The 16,556-nt window shown below is 67.4% G+C and carries 18 protein-coding genes; 16 read left to right on the plus strand and 2 right to left on the minus strand.

The features are described from left to right. Positions 1–309 precede the first annotated feature (309 nt). From AC2W7G_RS00185 to AC2W7G_RS00240, 12 genes are all read left to right on the plus strand, one after another. Positions 310–864 carry a hypothetical protein gene (locus AC2W7G_RS00185; protein WP_485866635.1) on the plus strand — a complete coding sequence of 185 codons (555 nt, stop codon included), beginning with the start codon at positions 310–312 and terminating at the stop codon, positions 862–864. Further along, entirely contained in the window at positions 849–1,808 is a 960-nt protein-coding gene (locus tag AC2W7G_RS00190) for a hypothetical protein (RefSeq protein ID WP_485866636.1), read from the plus strand. The genes AC2W7G_RS00185 and AC2W7G_RS00190 overlap by 16 nt, the downstream gene beginning before the upstream one ends. Before the next feature lie 23 nt (positions 1,809–1,831). Then, positions 1,832–2,506, plus strand: a complete 675-nt coding sequence (locus tag AC2W7G_RS00195; RefSeq protein ID WP_485866637.1) for an SAF domain-containing protein — start codon at positions 1,832–1,834, stop codon at positions 2,504–2,506. Further along, positions 2,506–3,273: a CpaE/TadZ family protein gene (locus AC2W7G_RS00200; protein ID WP_485866638.1), complete on the plus strand. Its 768-nt coding sequence runs from the start codon at positions 2,506–2,508 to the stop codon at positions 3,271–3,273. The genes AC2W7G_RS00195 and AC2W7G_RS00200 overlap by 1 nt, the downstream gene beginning before the upstream one ends. Further along, complete coding sequence (locus AC2W7G_RS00205) at positions 3,270–4,736, plus strand: TadA family conjugal transfer-associated ATPase (protein ID WP_485866639.1); 1,467 nt, start codon at positions 3,270–3,272, stop codon at positions 4,734–4,736. Before AC2W7G_RS00200 ends, AC2W7G_RS00205 begins: the two co-directional genes overlap by 4 nt. Then, positions 4,733–5,587 carry a type II secretion system F family protein gene (locus AC2W7G_RS00210; RefSeq protein ID WP_485866640.1) on the plus strand — a complete coding sequence of 285 codons (855 nt, stop codon included), beginning with the start codon at positions 4,733–4,735 and terminating at the stop codon, positions 5,585–5,587. The genes AC2W7G_RS00205 and AC2W7G_RS00210 overlap by 4 nt, the downstream gene beginning before the upstream one ends. Before the next feature lie 193 nt (positions 5,588–5,780). Next, a complete protein-coding gene (locus AC2W7G_RS00215) occupies positions 5,781–6,491 on the plus strand; it encodes a type II secretion system F family protein (RefSeq protein WP_485866641.1) in 711 nt (236 codons plus the stop codon). Positions 6,492–6,525: 34 nt separating this feature from the next. After that, on the plus strand, positions 6,526–6,714 hold the full coding sequence (locus AC2W7G_RS00220) for a hypothetical protein (RefSeq protein WP_485866642.1): 189 nt from the start codon (positions 6,526–6,528) through the stop codon (positions 6,712–6,714). Further along, positions 6,683–7,093 carry a TadE/TadG family type IV pilus assembly protein gene (locus tag AC2W7G_RS00225; RefSeq protein ID WP_485866643.1) on the plus strand — a complete coding sequence of 137 codons (411 nt, stop codon included), beginning with the start codon at positions 6,683–6,685 and terminating at the stop codon, positions 7,091–7,093. The genes AC2W7G_RS00220 and AC2W7G_RS00225 overlap by 32 nt, the downstream gene beginning before the upstream one ends. After that, complete coding sequence (locus tag AC2W7G_RS00230) at positions 7,090–7,524, plus strand: TadE/TadG family type IV pilus assembly protein (protein ID WP_485866644.1); 435 nt, start codon at positions 7,090–7,092, stop codon at positions 7,522–7,524. The genes AC2W7G_RS00225 and AC2W7G_RS00230 overlap by 4 nt, the downstream gene beginning before the upstream one ends. Continuing rightward, positions 7,521–7,946 (plus strand): pilus assembly protein TadG-related protein, encoded by a 426-nt coding sequence (locus tag AC2W7G_RS00235; RefSeq protein ID WP_485866645.1) that lies wholly within the window; start codon positions 7,521–7,523, stop codon positions 7,944–7,946. The genes AC2W7G_RS00230 and AC2W7G_RS00235 overlap by 4 nt, the downstream gene beginning before the upstream one ends. Next, the gene (locus AC2W7G_RS00240) at positions 7,943–11,053 is read left to right on the plus strand and encodes a LysM peptidoglycan-binding domain-containing protein (RefSeq protein WP_485866646.1); all 3,111 of its coding nucleotides are present in this window, start codon (positions 7,943–7,945) and stop codon (positions 11,051–11,053) included. Before AC2W7G_RS00235 ends, AC2W7G_RS00240 begins: the two co-directional genes overlap by 4 nt. On the opposite strand, the gene AC2W7G_RS00245 is transcribed toward AC2W7G_RS00240, so the two are convergent. Then, positions 11,054–11,638, minus strand: a complete 585-nt coding sequence (locus tag AC2W7G_RS00245) for a hypothetical protein (RefSeq protein ID WP_485866647.1) — start codon at positions 11,636–11,638, stop codon at positions 11,054–11,056. A 9-nt stretch (positions 11,639–11,647) separates the two neighbouring features. After that, entirely contained in the window at positions 11,648–13,213 is a 1,566-nt protein-coding gene (locus tag AC2W7G_RS00250) for a hypothetical protein (protein WP_485866648.1), read from the minus strand. Between the two features lie 183 nt (positions 13,214–13,396). Between AC2W7G_RS00250 and AC2W7G_RS00255 the strand changes: the two genes are divergently transcribed. From AC2W7G_RS00255 to AC2W7G_RS00270, 4 genes are read left to right on the plus strand one after another with little or no spacing between them, the layout of a single operon-like run. Beyond that, the gene (locus AC2W7G_RS00255; protein WP_485866649.1) at positions 13,397–14,293 is read left to right on the plus strand and encodes a bifunctional DNA primase/polymerase; all 897 of its coding nucleotides are present in this window, start codon (positions 13,397–13,399) and stop codon (positions 14,291–14,293) included. Continuing rightward, entirely contained in the window at positions 14,290–14,661 is a 372-nt protein-coding gene (locus tag AC2W7G_RS00260; RefSeq protein ID WP_485866650.1) for a hypothetical protein, read from the plus strand. The genes AC2W7G_RS00255 and AC2W7G_RS00260 overlap by 4 nt, the downstream gene beginning before the upstream one ends. Continuing rightward, positions 14,658–15,527 carry a serine/arginine repetitive matrix protein 2 gene (locus AC2W7G_RS00265; RefSeq protein WP_485866651.1) on the plus strand — a complete coding sequence of 290 codons (870 nt, stop codon included), beginning with the start codon at positions 14,658–14,660 and terminating at the stop codon, positions 15,525–15,527. The genes AC2W7G_RS00260 and AC2W7G_RS00265 overlap by 4 nt, the downstream gene beginning before the upstream one ends. Next, complete coding sequence (locus AC2W7G_RS00270; RefSeq protein ID WP_485866652.1) at positions 15,520–16,527, plus strand: ParB N-terminal domain-containing protein; 1,008 nt, start codon at positions 15,520–15,522, stop codon at positions 16,525–16,527. Before AC2W7G_RS00265 ends, AC2W7G_RS00270 begins: the two co-directional genes overlap by 8 nt. Positions 16,528–16,556 lie beyond the last annotated feature (29 nt).

Here is a 16,556-nt window from a genome sequence, read left to right on the forward strand (position 1 = left end):
CAGGCCCGGCCACTGAGCCCTCCTCGCGGTGCCAGAGGTGTGGACGCTGGAAGAGGCAGGGAGCGCCGAGCGCGGGAAAGGGTGCGCACCTGCCGGAGTAGATGCGGCTCTCGGCCGCAACCTATGGAAGAGGTGAGGAATGAGAGACAGTTGCGCTTGGTGGGTCACCGGTGTCTCAATAGGACATGACGGTGCCTTGCCAGTCCGTCAGCAGGGCGTCGTTCGCACTTCCGTAACCCGAACCCACGGAAGGGAACGGTCTCGGACATGACGCGAAATCGGGGAGCATCCCTTCTGGCGACCGCAGCGATGCTGCTGGTTGCGGTGACGGCCTGTGCCGACGGCAATGATCCGGCGGCGCCTGGAACGTCCACTTCCAGCACGCCGACCCCGTCCACAAGTTCATCGACGCCGCCTTCTGAGAGCGAGATCGCCTCCGAGGCGGCGTCCGCCATGGTTCGGCAGTACTTCCAGACCGTTGGCGAGGTTCGACAGGATCCAAAGCGCCCGGCGTCCGACCTCGACGCTGTTGCGTCGAGCACGCAGCTTCTCGCGCAGAAGAACCTGCTCAAGAGTCAGCGCGCCAACGGTCTGCACCAGACCGGTATCACCAAGGTTGTGAAGCTGAATGTCCAGTCCGTCAGCCTGGATGACCCGGCCACTGCGGTGATCGACGTCTGCTGGGACGTCAGTGGCGTCGATGTCATCGATCGCAGCGGCAAGTCGGTGGTGACGCCAGACCGCAAGGACATGGGCTGGACGCGCTTCACCGTCACCAACCCGACGTGGGAGACGGCACCGACCGATGGTTGGCGGGTGTCAGGCGGCTCGGACCTGGAGAAAGAGCCGTGCGCCGGCTCCTGACCATCGCGGTCATGGTTGCAGCCCTCGCAAGCGGGCTGGCCGCCCTGGTGTCATCCCCGGCATACGCCGACACCGTCTGCGGTCAAACCGACCCGGACACCGGGATCTGCTTGATCTGGATCGAGGTCCCGGGGACGCCAGGGACTCCGGGCGATCCAGGAGACGACGGACCGAAGGACACAGGGTCGGGCGCGGCCTGCTACTGGGATGGGACCGAACAGGGCGTCAGTAAGCCGCCGCCCGGCCCGGTCCCATGCAGCTCGGAGTACGGCTACTGGTCGAACGGCTATCACTGCTACATCCAGTTGCTCGATCCACAACCTGCCGCAGGTGACCCGAGCTGGCAGGGCCACGAACCCGGGGACGGCGGCGTGTACCAGTGCTACCAGCCACAGACGGACCTGATGATCCTCGTGTGGTCGGCGGACCCTCCGCCCAACTCGGGAAGCGGTCCAACGCCCCGCGAGGTCGCGCAGATCGCGATCTCCGACATGAAGCTCTCGGCCATCAACATCGGCATCGCCCCCAAGGCGGAGGACGGTCGCATCGGCCTCGTCGGCATGCCGATCTGGATGTGGGTCGCCAACCCCGATGCCCACACCTGGGGCCCCGCTACGGCGTCAGCGACTGCGGGAGGCATCACCGTCACAGCGACCGCTCGGGTTCACCAGATCACCTGGGACATGGGCGACGGCCACCAGGTCGTCTGCAGGACCGCCGGGACGCCGTACAAGCCGGCGTACGGCAACAAAAAGTCACCCGACTGCGGCTACGTCTACACCTCATCCAGCTCGTCGGAGCCGGGCCAGAAGTTCACGGTCACGGCCACCTCGGACTGGGTGATCGAGTGGGCGGGCGCAGGCCAGACGGGAACCATCCGGCTGAACGGACTCGTCCGCGAAGCCCAGATCGCCATTGGCGAAGCGCAGGTGCTCGTGCAGTAGCCGCGCGGAGGGAGCAACGGACCATGAGCAAGACGGCCACCCGAGACGACAGGACGCTCGACCAAGAGACGAGTCCCGCCGCCAGTCCTCTTGTGCCGCCGCCGAAGCTCCGACGGCGACCAGCTCTGATCGTCGCCGCACTGATCGCGATCTGCCTCGGTGCCCTCCTCGCTGCCTGGGCATGGACAGCCACCACGACGACCCAGGAAGTCCTTGTCGCGCGCGACACGATCGAGCGCGGCACTGTGATCAAGGCTGACGACCTCGCCCGGGTGCGAGTCAGCGCCGACCCGGCGCTCCACCCCGTCCCCGCCAGTCAATTCGATCAGGTGGTCGGGCAGCGAGCGGCGTACGACGTCGCCTCGGGCGCGATGCTCACTCCAGAATCGTTCGCCGACGGTGTCATGCCGGACGCCGACAACTCGATCGTCGGAGTCGCGCTCACTCCTGCCCAAGCACCCGGCCTGGATCTCGCCACGGGCGATCGCGTCCGGGTGGTCGTGACACCCCCGCAGGGTGCGGAGATGCCTGAGGGCGTGCCGCAGTTCAGCGAGGCGACGGTCGCCGGAGTACGCACGTCGAACGAGACCGGGCAGCTGATCGTCGACCTGCTGGTGCCGCACGCCGACGCGGCTGTCTTGGCTGCCCGCGCGGCGACCGGCAACGTCGCCCTCGTCCTGGACCCCCGGGAACGCTGATGGCTGTCATCGCCCTTGCCTCGGCATCCGGTTCTCCCGGGGTCACGACGACGGCTCTCGGCCTGTCGTTGATGTGGCCGCGCCCCGTCCTCTTCGTCGAGGCTGATCCCACCGGCGGCTCTGCTCTCCTCGCTGGCTACTTCCGCGGCACTCGGGAGTACGAGGCCGGGCTCATCGAACTGGCGCTCACGTCGAGCAGCATCCGCGACGGACTCGCCGAGGTGTCGCAGCGGATCGACGGCACCCACGTCTCCTTCGTAGCGGGCACCCGGTCTCACACCCAGGCGCCGGCCCTGCGGGATCTCTGGCAACCCCTCTCCAACGAGCTCGCGGAGCTGGAGTCGACCGGTCAGGACGTCATCGTCGACGCAGGTCGACTGGGGCTCGTCGGCTCGCCAGAACCACTGCTCGCGCAAGCCGACCTAACTCTGCTCGTAACGAGGACGAACCTGCCGGCGTTGTCAGCCGTCCGCTCATGGGTCGATTCAGTCCAACGCGGCACATTCGAGTGGCGACAGACCGGCGTCCTCGTGGTCGGCGACGGCCAGCCGTACGGCGCCCGCGAGGCAGGTCGAGTTCTGAACTCGCCCGTGGTCGCGTCGCTTCCCGACGATCCCGAGTCCGCGGCCGTCTTCTCGCGCGGAGCTCAGCCGTCGAAGCGCTTCGAGATCGGCCCACTCGCCCGCGGGCTCCAGGCAGCGATCGCCTCCATCCACTCGACTGTCTCGCGTCATCGCAGCGAGCTTCTCGAAGGAGCTCGCCCGTGACCAGCGAGAGCATCGACGTGACGCCGGAGGTGGCCGCGCTTCCACTGTTCAACCAGCCCCTGCCAGGACCACGGGCGAGTGCGTCCCCACGCCCGCTCACGCCCGTGAAGGCGCCCGACGACTCGCCCGTGGTCGGGATCGACTGGGCCCTCGTGGCATCCCTCCGCGCCCAAGCCTCCGAACAACTCAGCCAAGCGGTCGCAGCGGACCGCGCGCGCCTCGACAAAACCGCACAAGAGGAACTCGGGCGCTCGATCGTGCTCGACCTCATCGAGACGACCGTCTCCGACCGGGTCAACGCTGGCGACCGAGCGTGGCCACTCGTTCAACAGAAGGCACTCGCCAAGGCGGTCTTCGACTCGCTGTTCAGACTCGGACGTCTGCAGCCGCTCGTCGACAACGACGACGTGGAGAACATCATCATCGCCGGCCACGACAACGTGATGCTCGAACTCATCGACGGATCGCTGGTGGACGGACCACCGGTGGCCGACTCCGACGAGGAGCTGATCGACTTCCTCGTCTTCCTTGCCTCCCGATCAGAGGTCAACGCTCGGGGCTTCTCAGAGGCCCAGCCCAGGCTGCACCTGCGTCTGGACGGCGGCTCACGCCTCGCCGCTGCGGCGTGGGTGACGCCCCGGCCGTCGGTGGTCATCCGCCGCCACCGCCTGATGCAGGTCACGCTCGACGACCTCGTCGAGCGGCAGATGATGACCCCCGTAGCGGCTTCGTTCCTTCGTGCCGCGGTGCAGGCTCGCAAGAGCATCGTCGTCGCGGGCAGCCAGGGCGCAGGCAAGACCACCGTGGTGCGCGCTTTGTGCGCGGAGATCGACCCGATGGAGGCAATCGGCACCTTCGAGACCGAGTACGAACTACACCTGCACGAACTCAAGCGGCACAGGATCGTCCACCCGTGGGAAGCACGTCCGGGTTCGGGTGAGCGCGGACCGGACGGCCGGATGGCCGGCGAGTTCACCCTCGATGACGCCCTCGTCGACTCCTTCCGCTTCAACCTCTCCCGGCAGATCGTCGGCGAGGTCCGCGGCAAGGAGATCTGGGCGATGATCAAGGCGATGGAGTCCGGCACCGGCTCCATCTCCACGACGCACGCCTCGGATGCGGTGGGTGCCGTTCGCAAGCTGGTCACATGCGCCATGGAGGCCGGGCCACATGTCACCCATGATCTGGCGACCTCGAAGTTGGCGGCCACGATCGACCTGATCGTCCAGCTCGACCTGCGGACCACAACGGTGAACGGCGTCTCCCAGCGCCGTCGCCGGGTCGCCGAGATCATTGCCCTTGAACCGGGCGAGCTCGAGACCGGCTACGCGACCACTCACATCTTCGCCCCGGACAAGGACGGCACTGCGGTGCCGGCCGTCCTGCCCGACGAGTACCGCGCGCTCGCGGCCTATGGCTTCGATCTCCCGAGCTACCTGATGCAGCAGCAGGTGCGGTCATGATCGCGCTCATCCCTGCTCTCGCGGGGGCCTTGATCGTCGCGGGCATCATCGGAGTCGTCCTCGGACTCCGCCCGATCTCGGTGCCGGAGAAGCGCACCTCCTCACGACGAGTGCGGCGATTCCCCAACCTCGACCGCACCACCCGCGTTCTGCTGCTCGGCGGGCTCGGCGCCGGGGTGGTCGCATGGCTGGTCACCGGCTGGATGCTCGCCGTCATCGCGGTTCCGGCCGCGGCTGTCGGGCTGCCGATTCTCCTGTCGGCGGGGTCGGCGGCGTCCCGGATCCAGCGACTCGAAGCGATGGAGGAATGGACGCGATCCCTCTCCGGCGTACTCACCGTCGGAGTCGGCCTGGAGCAAGCACTGGTGGCAACGCTGCGCTCGACTCCCGCACCCATTGCTCCTGAGGTCACCCGGCTGGTGGCGCGACTCCGTGCTCGTTGGGTCACCGAGGATGCGCTCCGTGCCTTCGCCGACGAACTCAACGACTCCACCGGCGACCTCATCGCGGCCAACCTCATCCTTGGTGCGCGACGTCGCGGTGCTGGCCTGTCGAGCGTCCTCGAAGGACTCGCCGAGTCCGTCGCCGCCGACGTTCGCGCCCGGCGACAGGTGGAGGCCGACCGCGCCAAGCCGCGAGCAACCGCACGCTGGGTGACCTTGATCAGCGCAGGCGTGCTCGTGATCCTGGCTGTCTCCGGGTCATACGTCGCCCCGTACAAGAGCCCGTTCGGCCAGGTCATCCTCATCAGCCTCCTCGCGGCGTACGTCGCGACCCTGGTCTGGATGAAGCGGATGGCACTGGGTCGGAACCTGCCCAGATTCCTCGGCACACACGGCGGCACAGCATGACAACGGGACTCCAGCTTGCTCTCGCCGCCGGCGCACTCGTTTCGCTCGGCGTCGTCCTCCTGGTCGCGCGCCTCATGCCGGCTGAGCCGGATCTCGCCGAGGCCCTGAACCGCCTGGCACCCGCCCGCGGCGAGCGTCCGCACTCGGCCCGGCTGCCGCAGCCTCGGGCAAGGAGCGCGTCGGCGTATGGGCGATGAAGACCCTCCCCACGGCGATGTGGGTGCGTACGCCGACGCGGGAGCTCGCGATCCTGCGTATTCCGCTTGCTCGGTTCTACGGCGACAAGCTGGCGTTCGCTGGACTCGGCCTGATCATCCCGCCGCTACTCGCATGGTTCTTCGACCTCATCGGGTTGGGAATGCCGATCGCCATCCCCGCGCTGGCCTCGCTCGGGCTGGCGACCCTGATGTTCTTCATGCCGAACTACAACGCGATCGACGACGCCCGGAAGGCCCGGCTCGAGTTCGCCCGAGCACTCGGCGCGTACATCGACCTCGTCGCACTGGAGCGCAACAACGGCTCCGGCGTCCGGCAGGCGATGGAGTCGGCGGCCGAGGTGGGCGACTCCTGGGTCTTCAGCCGTCTCGCAGAAGAACTGACACGCTCACGCTGGTCCGGCCTCCCGCCTTGGGACGCGCTGCACACCTTGGCTGACGAACTCGGCCTGCCAGAGCTCGACGACTTCGCCGACATCATGCGGCTCTCCGGTGAAGAGGGCGCCTCGATCTACACCACACTCCGAGCCCGGTCTGCCGCGATGCGCACGGCGATGCTCAACGACGAGATCGCAGAGGCCAACGCCATCGGCGAGCGCATGACCATCCCCGGCTCGTTGCTCGGCGTCATCTTCATGGCGCTCCTCGTCGCCCCCTCGCTGCTGCGGATGATGTTCAGCAACACCTGACCACCAACAGATCAACCAAGGAAGGAGCCCACCTATGGAACGACTCATCGGAGCGCTGTTCGCGCTCACGTTCGGACTGGAGTCACGCATCCAGCGCCGCGACGAGCGCGGCTCGGTCACCACCGAGCACGCGCTCTGGGCGGTCGCCGTGATCGCGATCGTCGCAATCGTCGTAGCCGCGGTGAAGGCATATGTCACGAGCCAGGCCGGGAACATCAAGTAGCCGTCGCCGACAGGACGAACGCGGCTCGGCGACGATCGAGCTGATGATCCTGCTGCCGGCGCTCTTCGCCGTGATGTTCCTCGGGATGCAGGCGGCGCTGTTCTACCACGCCCGTTCAGCGGCAATCGCGGCTGCGCAAGAGGGCGCCCGCGCTGCCGCGGGCGAGCACGGTCGGGAGGCCGACGGCGTACAGGCAGCCAACGCATTCATCGAGGAAGCGGGCGGTGACGACGTGCTCCCCGGAGCCGCGACCACGGCCAGCCTCACGGCCACAACGGTCACCGTGGTAGTCCGAGGGTACTCGCTGAGCGTCATTCCCGGGTGGTCACCAGTGGTCCGACAAGAGGCCTCCGCTCCGGTCGAGAGGCTGACACCATGACTCGCCCGCGGGCGCGCGACGAGCGCGGGTCGGCTGCCGTTGAGGCCGTCATCGGCGTGCCCGCGTTCCTGCTCTTCGTCGGCCTGATCATCTTCGGCGGACGCACTGCGACGACGCACCAATCGGTCGAGACTGCCGCGGCTGACGCTGCCCGCTCGGCCTCGCTTGAGCGCACGAGCGCATCGGCCCGAACCCAGGCGATCTCCGCAGCGACCACCAGCCTCTCCAACCAAGGCATCCACTGTCTCGACATCGACGTCACCGTCGACGCCAGCCAGTTCAGTCGGACCGTCGGCCAGGCCGCCACCGTCTCCGTGACCGTCCAGTGCCGCCTCGACCTGTCAGACCTGTCCGTTCCCGGGGTCCCAGGCAGTCGCCTGATCCGGGCGACCAGCACCAGCCCGATTGACACATGGAGGGAACGCGGATGAGGCGACGAACTCGCGACGAACGCGGCTCCATCTCACTCTGGATGGTGACCGCCAGCTTCGTGATGATGGTCCTCGTCGGCCTCGCCGTCGACCTCGGCGGGCAGATTCATGCAAAACAGCGCGCGCACAACGTCGCAGCCGAGGCTGCCCGCGCCGGCGGTGAGCAAGTCGAAGCCGGTCCGGCCATCGAGGGCCGTTACGTGAGTGTCGACACCGCCGCGGCTCGAACGGCCGCCCAGCAGTACCTCGCAGCGGCTGGCGTCACCGGAACCGTGACCGTGACCGGCGGCGACACAGTCCACGTCGAGGTGACCGACACCTACACACCCAAGTTCCTGAGCTTCATCGGCATCGGTGACCTCACGGTGACCTCCGATGCCTCCGCTCGCATCGTCCGCAGCTTGGGAGGTACCGAACAGTGACCGCACGTAACCGCGCCGCCGGCCTCGGAGCCACCCTGCTCATCCTCGCGATGGTGGTCGGAACACCGCTGCTGCTCCTCGCGATCGGCGTCACGCCATGGGCCGAGGATCTCGGCGAGCTGGGCACTCTGCTCACCAGCCCGGACGACGGCACTCTCGCGATGCTGGTGATCGGTGTCGTTGCTTGGGTCGCCTGGGCGATCCTCGCCCTGTCGCTCCTCACCGAGATCCTGGCCGCAATCCGGGGTGTCACCGCACCCCGATTGCCCGGTCTCGCACTTCCGCAAGGTCTGGCGGGACGGCTCGTCGCGACCGCAGCCCTCCTCTTCGCCGTCGCTCCCGTGAGCGCGCCCGTGTTCGCCCCGCAGGTAGCTCAGGCAGCGCCAGCGGTCGAGGCACCTCCGATCGTCAGCCAGCCGGAAACTTCTCCCGTTCCTTCGACACCGCCGACCGCGGAAACCGCAACACCTAAGGAGACGCCGACGGTCGATTACGTCGTACGGCGCGGCGACAGCCTGTGGAAGATCGCGCAGGAACACCTTGGCGACGGCATGCGCTACCGCGAGATCGTTGCGCTGAACGAAGCGGTGCTTCACGGGGAACCCAGTTTCATCGACCCCGGGTTGACTCTCCGGCTCCCGAGTGACGCGGCGCCAACTGTCGATCCGACGGATGCGCCTCAGCCGGAGGAGACGCATGTCGTGGAGCCCGGGGACACGCTGTGGGATCTCGCCGAGGAGGAACTCGGCGACGGCCAGCGGTACCCGGAGATCTTCATCGCGTCGCGGGACACCGTCCAGGCGGACGGTCAGCACCTCACCGACCCCGACCTCATCCGTCCCGGCTGGGAACTGACGATCCCGGACGCCGACGACCAGCCAGTGGTCGAGTCTCCCCCTGCCGACCAGGCGCAGGAGGAGACCCCTGGCGGCCGGCACCTCGGCCCACATCCGGTCGAGAGCACACTTCCAACGGAGGCCCCGCAACACGCCGCAGCCGATGAGCCGGACGACGCGAGCCTGGCGACGCCGGGCGATCAAGTGGACGACGGAGAGCATGCGTCGGTGACGTGGCTGCTGCCCGGACTCACGGGAGCAGGGGTACTCCTCGCCGGGTCGGTACTGCTCGCCGTGCGCGCGCACCGGCGTACCCAACAGCGGCACCGACGTCCTGGCTTCGGAATCGCGCCGCCCCCAGTCGCGGTCCGCGCGATCGAGAAGACGGCCACGGTCGCAGGTGCGCCCGCCGCTGACGTGATCGACCAACTCGACCGGCTGCTCCGTCATCTCGCCTCCGTCATGGCCGACATACCCAAACTCAACGCGGTCGAGGTCGGCCGGGACACCGTCACGCTGCACCTCGCCGAGACGGCTAACCTCCCAACTCCGTGGACCGGATCATCGGCCACATGGACGGCGAGCCTGAACTCGCCCGTGGGCGACGAAGACGTCCTCCCGCCGTACCCGCTCCTGGCCAGCGTCGGACAGGATGCCGACGGCCACTTGTGGTTGCTCGACTTCGAACGGATCGGATCCGGCGTGCTCACCGGAGACGAACAGCAGGCGACGGCCCTCGCGCGCCACCTCGCCGCCGAGTTGGCGTTGAGCCCTTGGACCGTGATCTCCACGGTCGACACCATCGGTGTCGCTTCCGAGCTGTCATCTCTGGACTCCGGCCGCCTGCGATGCCACGCGGAGGACGAGACGGCCTTCCTCGCGCAGCTCCAGCACGATCTCACCCAGGCTCAGGCCCTGGGTCACGGCGAGCCTGAGCCGTTCCACGCCCTGCTCGTCGCCGGCGCCCCAAGCAGCGAAGTTCAAGCACTCGCCAAACTCGTACGGCTCCAGACGTCTCGGTCAGGCTTCACTGTCATCGAGATCAGAGATGCCGAGACTGATGACAAGGTCTTCGAGTTGACCCACGACGGCCGGCTCCGGGTGCCGCACCTCGATCTCGACCTCGTCGCCGCCGGTCTCACGTCCGACGAAGCAGCCGCCACCGCTGCCATCGTCGACCTGACCAGAGAGGCGGTAGTGGTGCCGATGCCGCGCATGGAGGGCGCGACCGGCTGGCGAGCACTCGCGGATCACGCCGGAGCCCTGCTCCCCGACCTGACCGAAACGCGTCCGCAGGGAGAAGCGGGCAGTGCGTCGCTGCTGCCCGAAGCGACCCAGCGATACGAGTCCGTGGCCCCGACGACGGCCGACGATGTCGAGACCCTTGCCCCGGTCGTCCCATCGCGGACCCGACGGATCGTCGAGGAGTCAGACCCACAGCTCGACGATGACCTGGCGGAGTGGCGCAACCCGGAGAGCGAGCTGCCCAAGCTGCAACTCCTCGGACCCGTGACGCTGATCGCCCAAGGCGATCCGCCGTCGGCAGTCGCCGAACGGCGGGCCTACTTCAACGAGCTCGTCACCTTCCTGGCGCTCCACCCGACCGGAGTCTCGTCACGGCAGGTTCGCGAGGCATTTGGCATCACCCAGTCCCGCGCGCGAACGGACCTCGGGTACATCCGCACGTGGTTCGGCACAAACCCACGCACCGGCGAACTTCACCTGCCGGCAGCGACAACATCTCCTGCTCACCGCGACCGCGGCACCAACGGCTACCAACTGACCGACGTCCTTGTCGACCTCGACCTGTTCCGTCGCCTGCGCGCCCGTGCTCAGGCCCGCGGCGCCGACGGGATGGGCGACCTCGTCGCAGCGCTGGAACTCGTGCGCGGCGAACCGTTCAGCGACCTCCGCACCCCGGGCTGGAGTTGGCTGCTCGATGGTGAGCGGGTCCACGAAACAGCAGCGTTCGCCGTGGTCGACGTTGCCCACATCGTCGCCACCGACGCCTTCTCACGCGGCGATCTCGATCGCGCCCACGTGGCAGCCGAGAAGGGCTGTCATGCGGCGCCCTACGACGAGGTCTGCCGGCTCGACCTGGCCAAAGTCGCGGAGGCCGAGGGGCACGGCGCCCTCGCCAAGCAGATCCTGGACGATCAGGTGTTCAACCGCACCGACGACCACCTGCCGCCACTCGATGTCCCCGAGCGCACCAGGACCGTGGCCAAGAACAACGCCTGGGACACTTCGAAACGTATCCGAAAGGCTTGATCAGGCCATTCGGGTGGCCCTCCAGGCTTCGTAGACATCGACGAGGGTTTGAGGCCCCGGCTCCGTGCCCTGCTTGAGCGCCCTCGATACGAGCACGGCACACGTCTGCATCGGGCTGACGGGCTCGGGCGTCACCCCAGCGACGACCGGCTGGTTCTGGAACAGGTAGCCGTCGACATCGCCCTCCCCTGACACCCAACGGCCGCCCAGGTTGCTGACGACCATCTCGCCTAGGTACCTAGCGGCGCCGTCGATCAACCACAGAGTTTCCATCGAGAATCTCGCGTAGCCCGCGCCGCTCGGGTGATGGAACCAAGAAGGAAGGATCTCGGGAGGCTCAATGGCCTCCGCGTCGATAGGAGGTCCGGGGTGCCCGATTGAGGGAGGCGTGTAGCCAGCGCGCCACGCAAGTGCCGGCACCACCCGGCTCCAAAGCAGCGACAGTGAACCTTTGCGCGGGTTCAGCTCGCGGCCGACCGTGGCAGCGAGTCGGTCCAAGCATGGCCCCATCTCGCCCAAGAAGCGGTCGAGATAGATCGAGGCCTCCGCCTTCGTCATCGCTAGGAAGTCTGTGTAGGTGCTCATCACGGTTCGTCAGGCCGGAAGGTGAATTGTGTACGGGATACCGAGTTCGTCAAGAAGATCGAGAACCTTCGGATCAGCGCCGACCTTGTTGCTGTATGCGCTAGCCATGAAATGCCAGTGAGCGCCCTCGATCTGACCGGCCTTGATGAGATAGGCGTCCGACCGGATCTGCCTTGCGAGTTCCTCGCTCCAAACCTTGTAACCCACCTTGGATTCGTGGGCCACGCCGTCTACGAGCACATCGAAGATCCGGTGTGCGGGGTTGCAGGCGTCGGTGCACGCCGTTGTCGACATGGGGACCTGAACCTCGACACCCTTGACCTTCGCACCGTAGAGGTTCTCAAGCCACTCCTCGCCCTTGTACCCGTCCGCAAAGAACGGGGCGGATGGTCCCGACACGTGGGTCGGGCGCTTGGTTGCGTCGGCGAGTGCGTCGAGGTCGAGCCTGCCCTTCGAAAGCTGAAGGAGTGTCTTCTCGCTGACCCCGGCGTCTCGCAGTTCGTCCCAATGCTTGAAGACCTGCCGCGCCGCGTCGATCTTGATCTTCTCGGGGATCTTGTTGATCGCCACAATCGCCGCCGCGACCGTGGCGGCCAGTTCAGGGTTGCGAGCAACGAACTTGACTGCCTTCGCCGGGATCTCGACCGCGTCGCCTGCATACGGAATCACACCTACGGCACTGAAGCCTGAACTCACCCAGTCGCCGCGGATTGCCGATGCGATCGCGTCGCGCGCGTCGGCAAGGGGACCTACCACCCATCCGATGACGGGAATTGAGCTAGAACCGCTGGACGCAAGGTTTCCCGCGAGCCAGGCGAACGAGTCCTTCTGCCACGCGTCACCGGCAACCGATCCGATGGCGAAGTCGGTTGCGTACGACAGCTTGCTGACCTTGACGTCCACGAGCTGCGGATCGAGGCCCTGGTCTTCGCGATGGGCCTCTTCATACCCGTCTTCGAAACCATCGCCGTCCGTGTCAGCCGTGGAGGGCGAAGTGCCGACAACCGCGACTTCTGGACCGTCAGCGATCTCGTCATTGTCGCTGTCGCCGTCGAACGGGTCGAGACTTTCGTCCGCCTCCTGAGCGTCACCTAGCCCGTCGTCGTCAGAATCGGCGACGAGGGGGTTCGAGAATCCCGAGTAGACGGGCCCGGCCGGCAGACCGCTTGGGTCGGCTGCGGGCTCGTCCGAGGCGTCGTTAGCGTCTGCGGTCGACTCCTCGATGACCAGCTGGCCCGCCTCATCCCCGTCGCTGAGCCCATCGCCGTCGGAATCAGCAAGGCTCGGGTCCGTCTGATACTCGGAGCCGTCTTGCGTGACCCATCCCGCCTCTTCAATCGTGTCCAGCAGGCCGTCACCGTCGGAATCGCCCGGCGTGGAGTGTCCACCGATCGGGTTGTCGCGGAGGCCGAACCGCTCCGGCGCCAGCGTGATGGCCGCGGACGTGGCGACCAGCAGGGCCAGAACCGGCACGAGTGCGATGAGCCACCAGCGGCGCCGCTGCCGCTTGGGGCGCTGGCCTGCTACGGGAGAAACAGACCCCTCCGCCTGGGGCTTCAACTCGCGCCGGTTCACGAGAGAAGTGTGGCGGAGAGCGCCGACACTTCGGGCGGAAACCCACGTCGGCGAACTTTTTTCTGACAGCACCACGGGCGGGGTTGACCTGCGAAAACGCGACGATCCGAACTCGCCCGTGGTGCTCTGAACTACTCGCCCGTGGGCGGAACTTGGTGCCCCCTCGGGCGCAAAGTCGTGCGCATGAACTCGGCACAGAGGCAGTCCCGGCCTTCGCGGTGGAATCCGCGGCTGCCCGTTTCCTTGTCCGAAGCTCCGGACCTCGCCACCGCTTCGACGATGCTCGCCGTTCGCGACATCCCGATCTTCCCGTGCACACCGGGCGGGAAGCAGCCGCTCACCAGCCATGGCTTCCACGACGCCACCTCGGACCTCTCGACGGTGAGGCACTGGTGGCAACGCTGGCCCGACGCGAACATCGGGATGCCGACCGGCGCCGCCTCTGGAGTGGACGTCGTCGATATCGACGTACACCCGGGCGGCAACGGCTTCGGGGCCTTCGAACGAGCAACGGCGGCAGGCATCGCCGAGGGCTGGGCGTGGCTGGTCCGCACCCCGTCAGGTGGTGTGCACGCCTACTACTTGCGTGGCCAGGTCGACGCGCAACGCTCGTGGCAGGCACCGGGCCAGCATGTCGACTTCCGTGGGGACGGCGGCTACATCGTTGCGCCGCCCTCACAGGTCGACGGCCGGTCGTACGACCTGATCGCGGTTGCCCAGCACCGGGCCATTCCTGTCGATGCAGCTTCCCTTCGCTCCTTCCTTGAACCACCTCGCCCGGCCCGTCCGCCAGCTTCGATGCCGGCGATGGGGTCGCGGCCGGACAAGCTGGCCGACTGGGTGGCGTCCCGGCCCGAGGGCGCCCGCAACCACGGACTCTTTTGGGCTGCCTGCCGCATGGTCGAAGACGGACATGCCTTCGACGCCACCGCTGCCCTGCTCGGTGAAGCCGCCCGCTCCGCCGGGTTGTCTGACCAGGAGGCGATGACGACGATTCGGTCGGCCTACCGGATCGCATCGCGGTTGGGAGCAGCGAACATCACGCGCCCTTCGACGGCGGCTGAGGCGGTGGCGCTGTGAACAACAACGAGCACTACGAGCGGCGTGACGACCGGGTTGTGCCCGAGCAGTCGGCGCCTCAGCCGCACACTGACCCGGCGATCTCTGCACTCGCGCACCATCGCGATCCTTCAGTCCCGGCCGCGCCGGAAGTATCAGCTCCGAAGGCCGAACGCGGAATCGCTTGGGTCCGCCCGAGCGAACTGCCGACCCTGGTCGGCTCGAAGTGGGCGGCCCGCGGAGTCGACCTCCAGAGCGAACTGGTCCGCCGTTCCCGACGTGCGCCGGCGCGAGCGGCGCGCGCCGGTCACAAGATCAGCCGGAGCGCCATCGCGCGGCCGGAGTCAGCCACACCGACGGTGTCCACGACCGAGGAGTTGGGGCTATGACTACCGCAGCCAACGAAGCGCCGCTGGACTTCACCACCACCGAGGGACTCCGGCTCATGCTGGTCCGGCTTCGCTACCGCTCAGACGGCTGGAGCCACGACCCCGAGGCGTCTGACCTCATGAGCTATGCGATGGAGAAGTACAGTGCACTCGCCCGCAAGTACGGCTACGAGCCGGTCGAGGCGGCAATCGCGGCCTTCGACGCGATGCACACGCGAGCGGTGCGAGTCGCCGACGATCCGTGGGCGGTCGTGACCCGAGCGGTCGAACTCACCCTCGTCTATGACCAGCGCGCCGACGGGCTTCTCTGCTCCAACCAGCAGGCGCGCCGCGAGGTCGACATCGAGCGTCACGACGCCGAACGGTTCAGCGACCGCGAGGCCGAGCTGATCGACTTCCATCCGGCGTTCGCGATCCCCGCACCTCAGGACGCGATCGACTTCGACGACGAGGCCGACGACGACGGCAACGAGCCGACGAATGCCTGGATCGCGGTCGATGACGCCGTAACCGTGTTCGTCGCCCTCCGCTGGCCCGAGGAAGTGGCCCGGAGCGCGATCGAGTACATCTGCACCCGGCTACTGCGCGCGGGCAACCGTCACACCGCATTCGAAGCGCTGCGTCGAGATCGTCACGCGCAGGCTTTGCTCGACGTCGACCAGCGCGCCTGGCTGGTGTTCCTACGAGTGATCCTCGGCAACCAACACCCGGATCGTCGTCAGACCTCCGCCGGCCGCGGGATGCTCCTACGCCTCCTGATCGGCGACGATCCCGAAGCGCTTCTGGCAGACAGGTCCCTTGTCGCCGAGATCGCCGGCATCCGCCAACCGGTGCGGTTCGAGGCAAGAGGACGCCACCATGTCTGAGCATGACGGGCACATCGAGCTTGAACGCCGCATCGACTCAATAGTCGTGGGCACCCGGCACCGACAACACCCCGCAGACGGCATCGAGCCCCTGATGATGTCGATCCAGAAGCTCGGGCTGTTGCAACCCGTGACCATCACGCCCGACGGAGTTCTGGTCTGCGGCGCCCGGCGGCTGGAAGCAGTGAAGCGGTTGGGCTGGCGCACCTTGAAGGTATGGGTGCGCTCCGGGATCTCCGACGATCTGAGCCGCCTGCTCGCGCAGCAGGACGAGAACGCCGAGCGGCGGCCGCTCAACCAGAGGGAGCAGGCGGCCCTGTTTCGGGAACTGCGCACCCTGATAGCGGAGGATGCGCACCGGCGCCAGTTGGCTGGACTCAACGGCCAGGACGGCGCTGCCGCGCGGCAAGGCGACCGTTCCGGCTCGGAGCCGGAACGAGACCGGTCGCAGGGCGAGAGTCGTCATCAGGCCGCTGTCGCGGTGACAGGCAAGGCGTCGTACCACCACCTTGAACGGATCTCGACGATCGAGCGCATTGCCGCAGACCGCAGCCTCCCCGAGGTCTTGCGCAAGCTCGCCGAGGCGGAACTGGAAGACATCGCCGGCGGTGGTGATGTAAAGCCAGCGTTCGAGAGAGTCATGAGGGCCAGGGAGTTGATCGCGGCCGACGACACGACGCCGACTGGTCCAGTGACCGAGGAAGAGCTTGAGTCGCTCGCCAACGAAGCCATCGAGCTGGTCAAGCAGAAGCGCAAGGGGCTCGGCGCGGGCGGAACGACGAACGGTGGGAAGCCGAAGCCCCGCCCATCGCACCGAACCCTCCGGGCTTTCGTCCTCACCTGGGGCGACCTCGACGGCTGGTCCCGGTTCTACAACCCGACCGAGATCGCCTCGCAGATCAAGGCGACCGACTGGGAGATGTTCGAGCGAGTGCTCGCCGAGACCATCGCGTTCGCCGACGAGGTCCGTGAGCTGCGGTCCACCCCGATCTCGGCTTGACCGGACTGACGCGAGCACCTTTCCGCTGT

The sequence above is a fragment of the Aeromicrobium sp. PFPM2_SD2 genome (assembly GCF_057364525.1).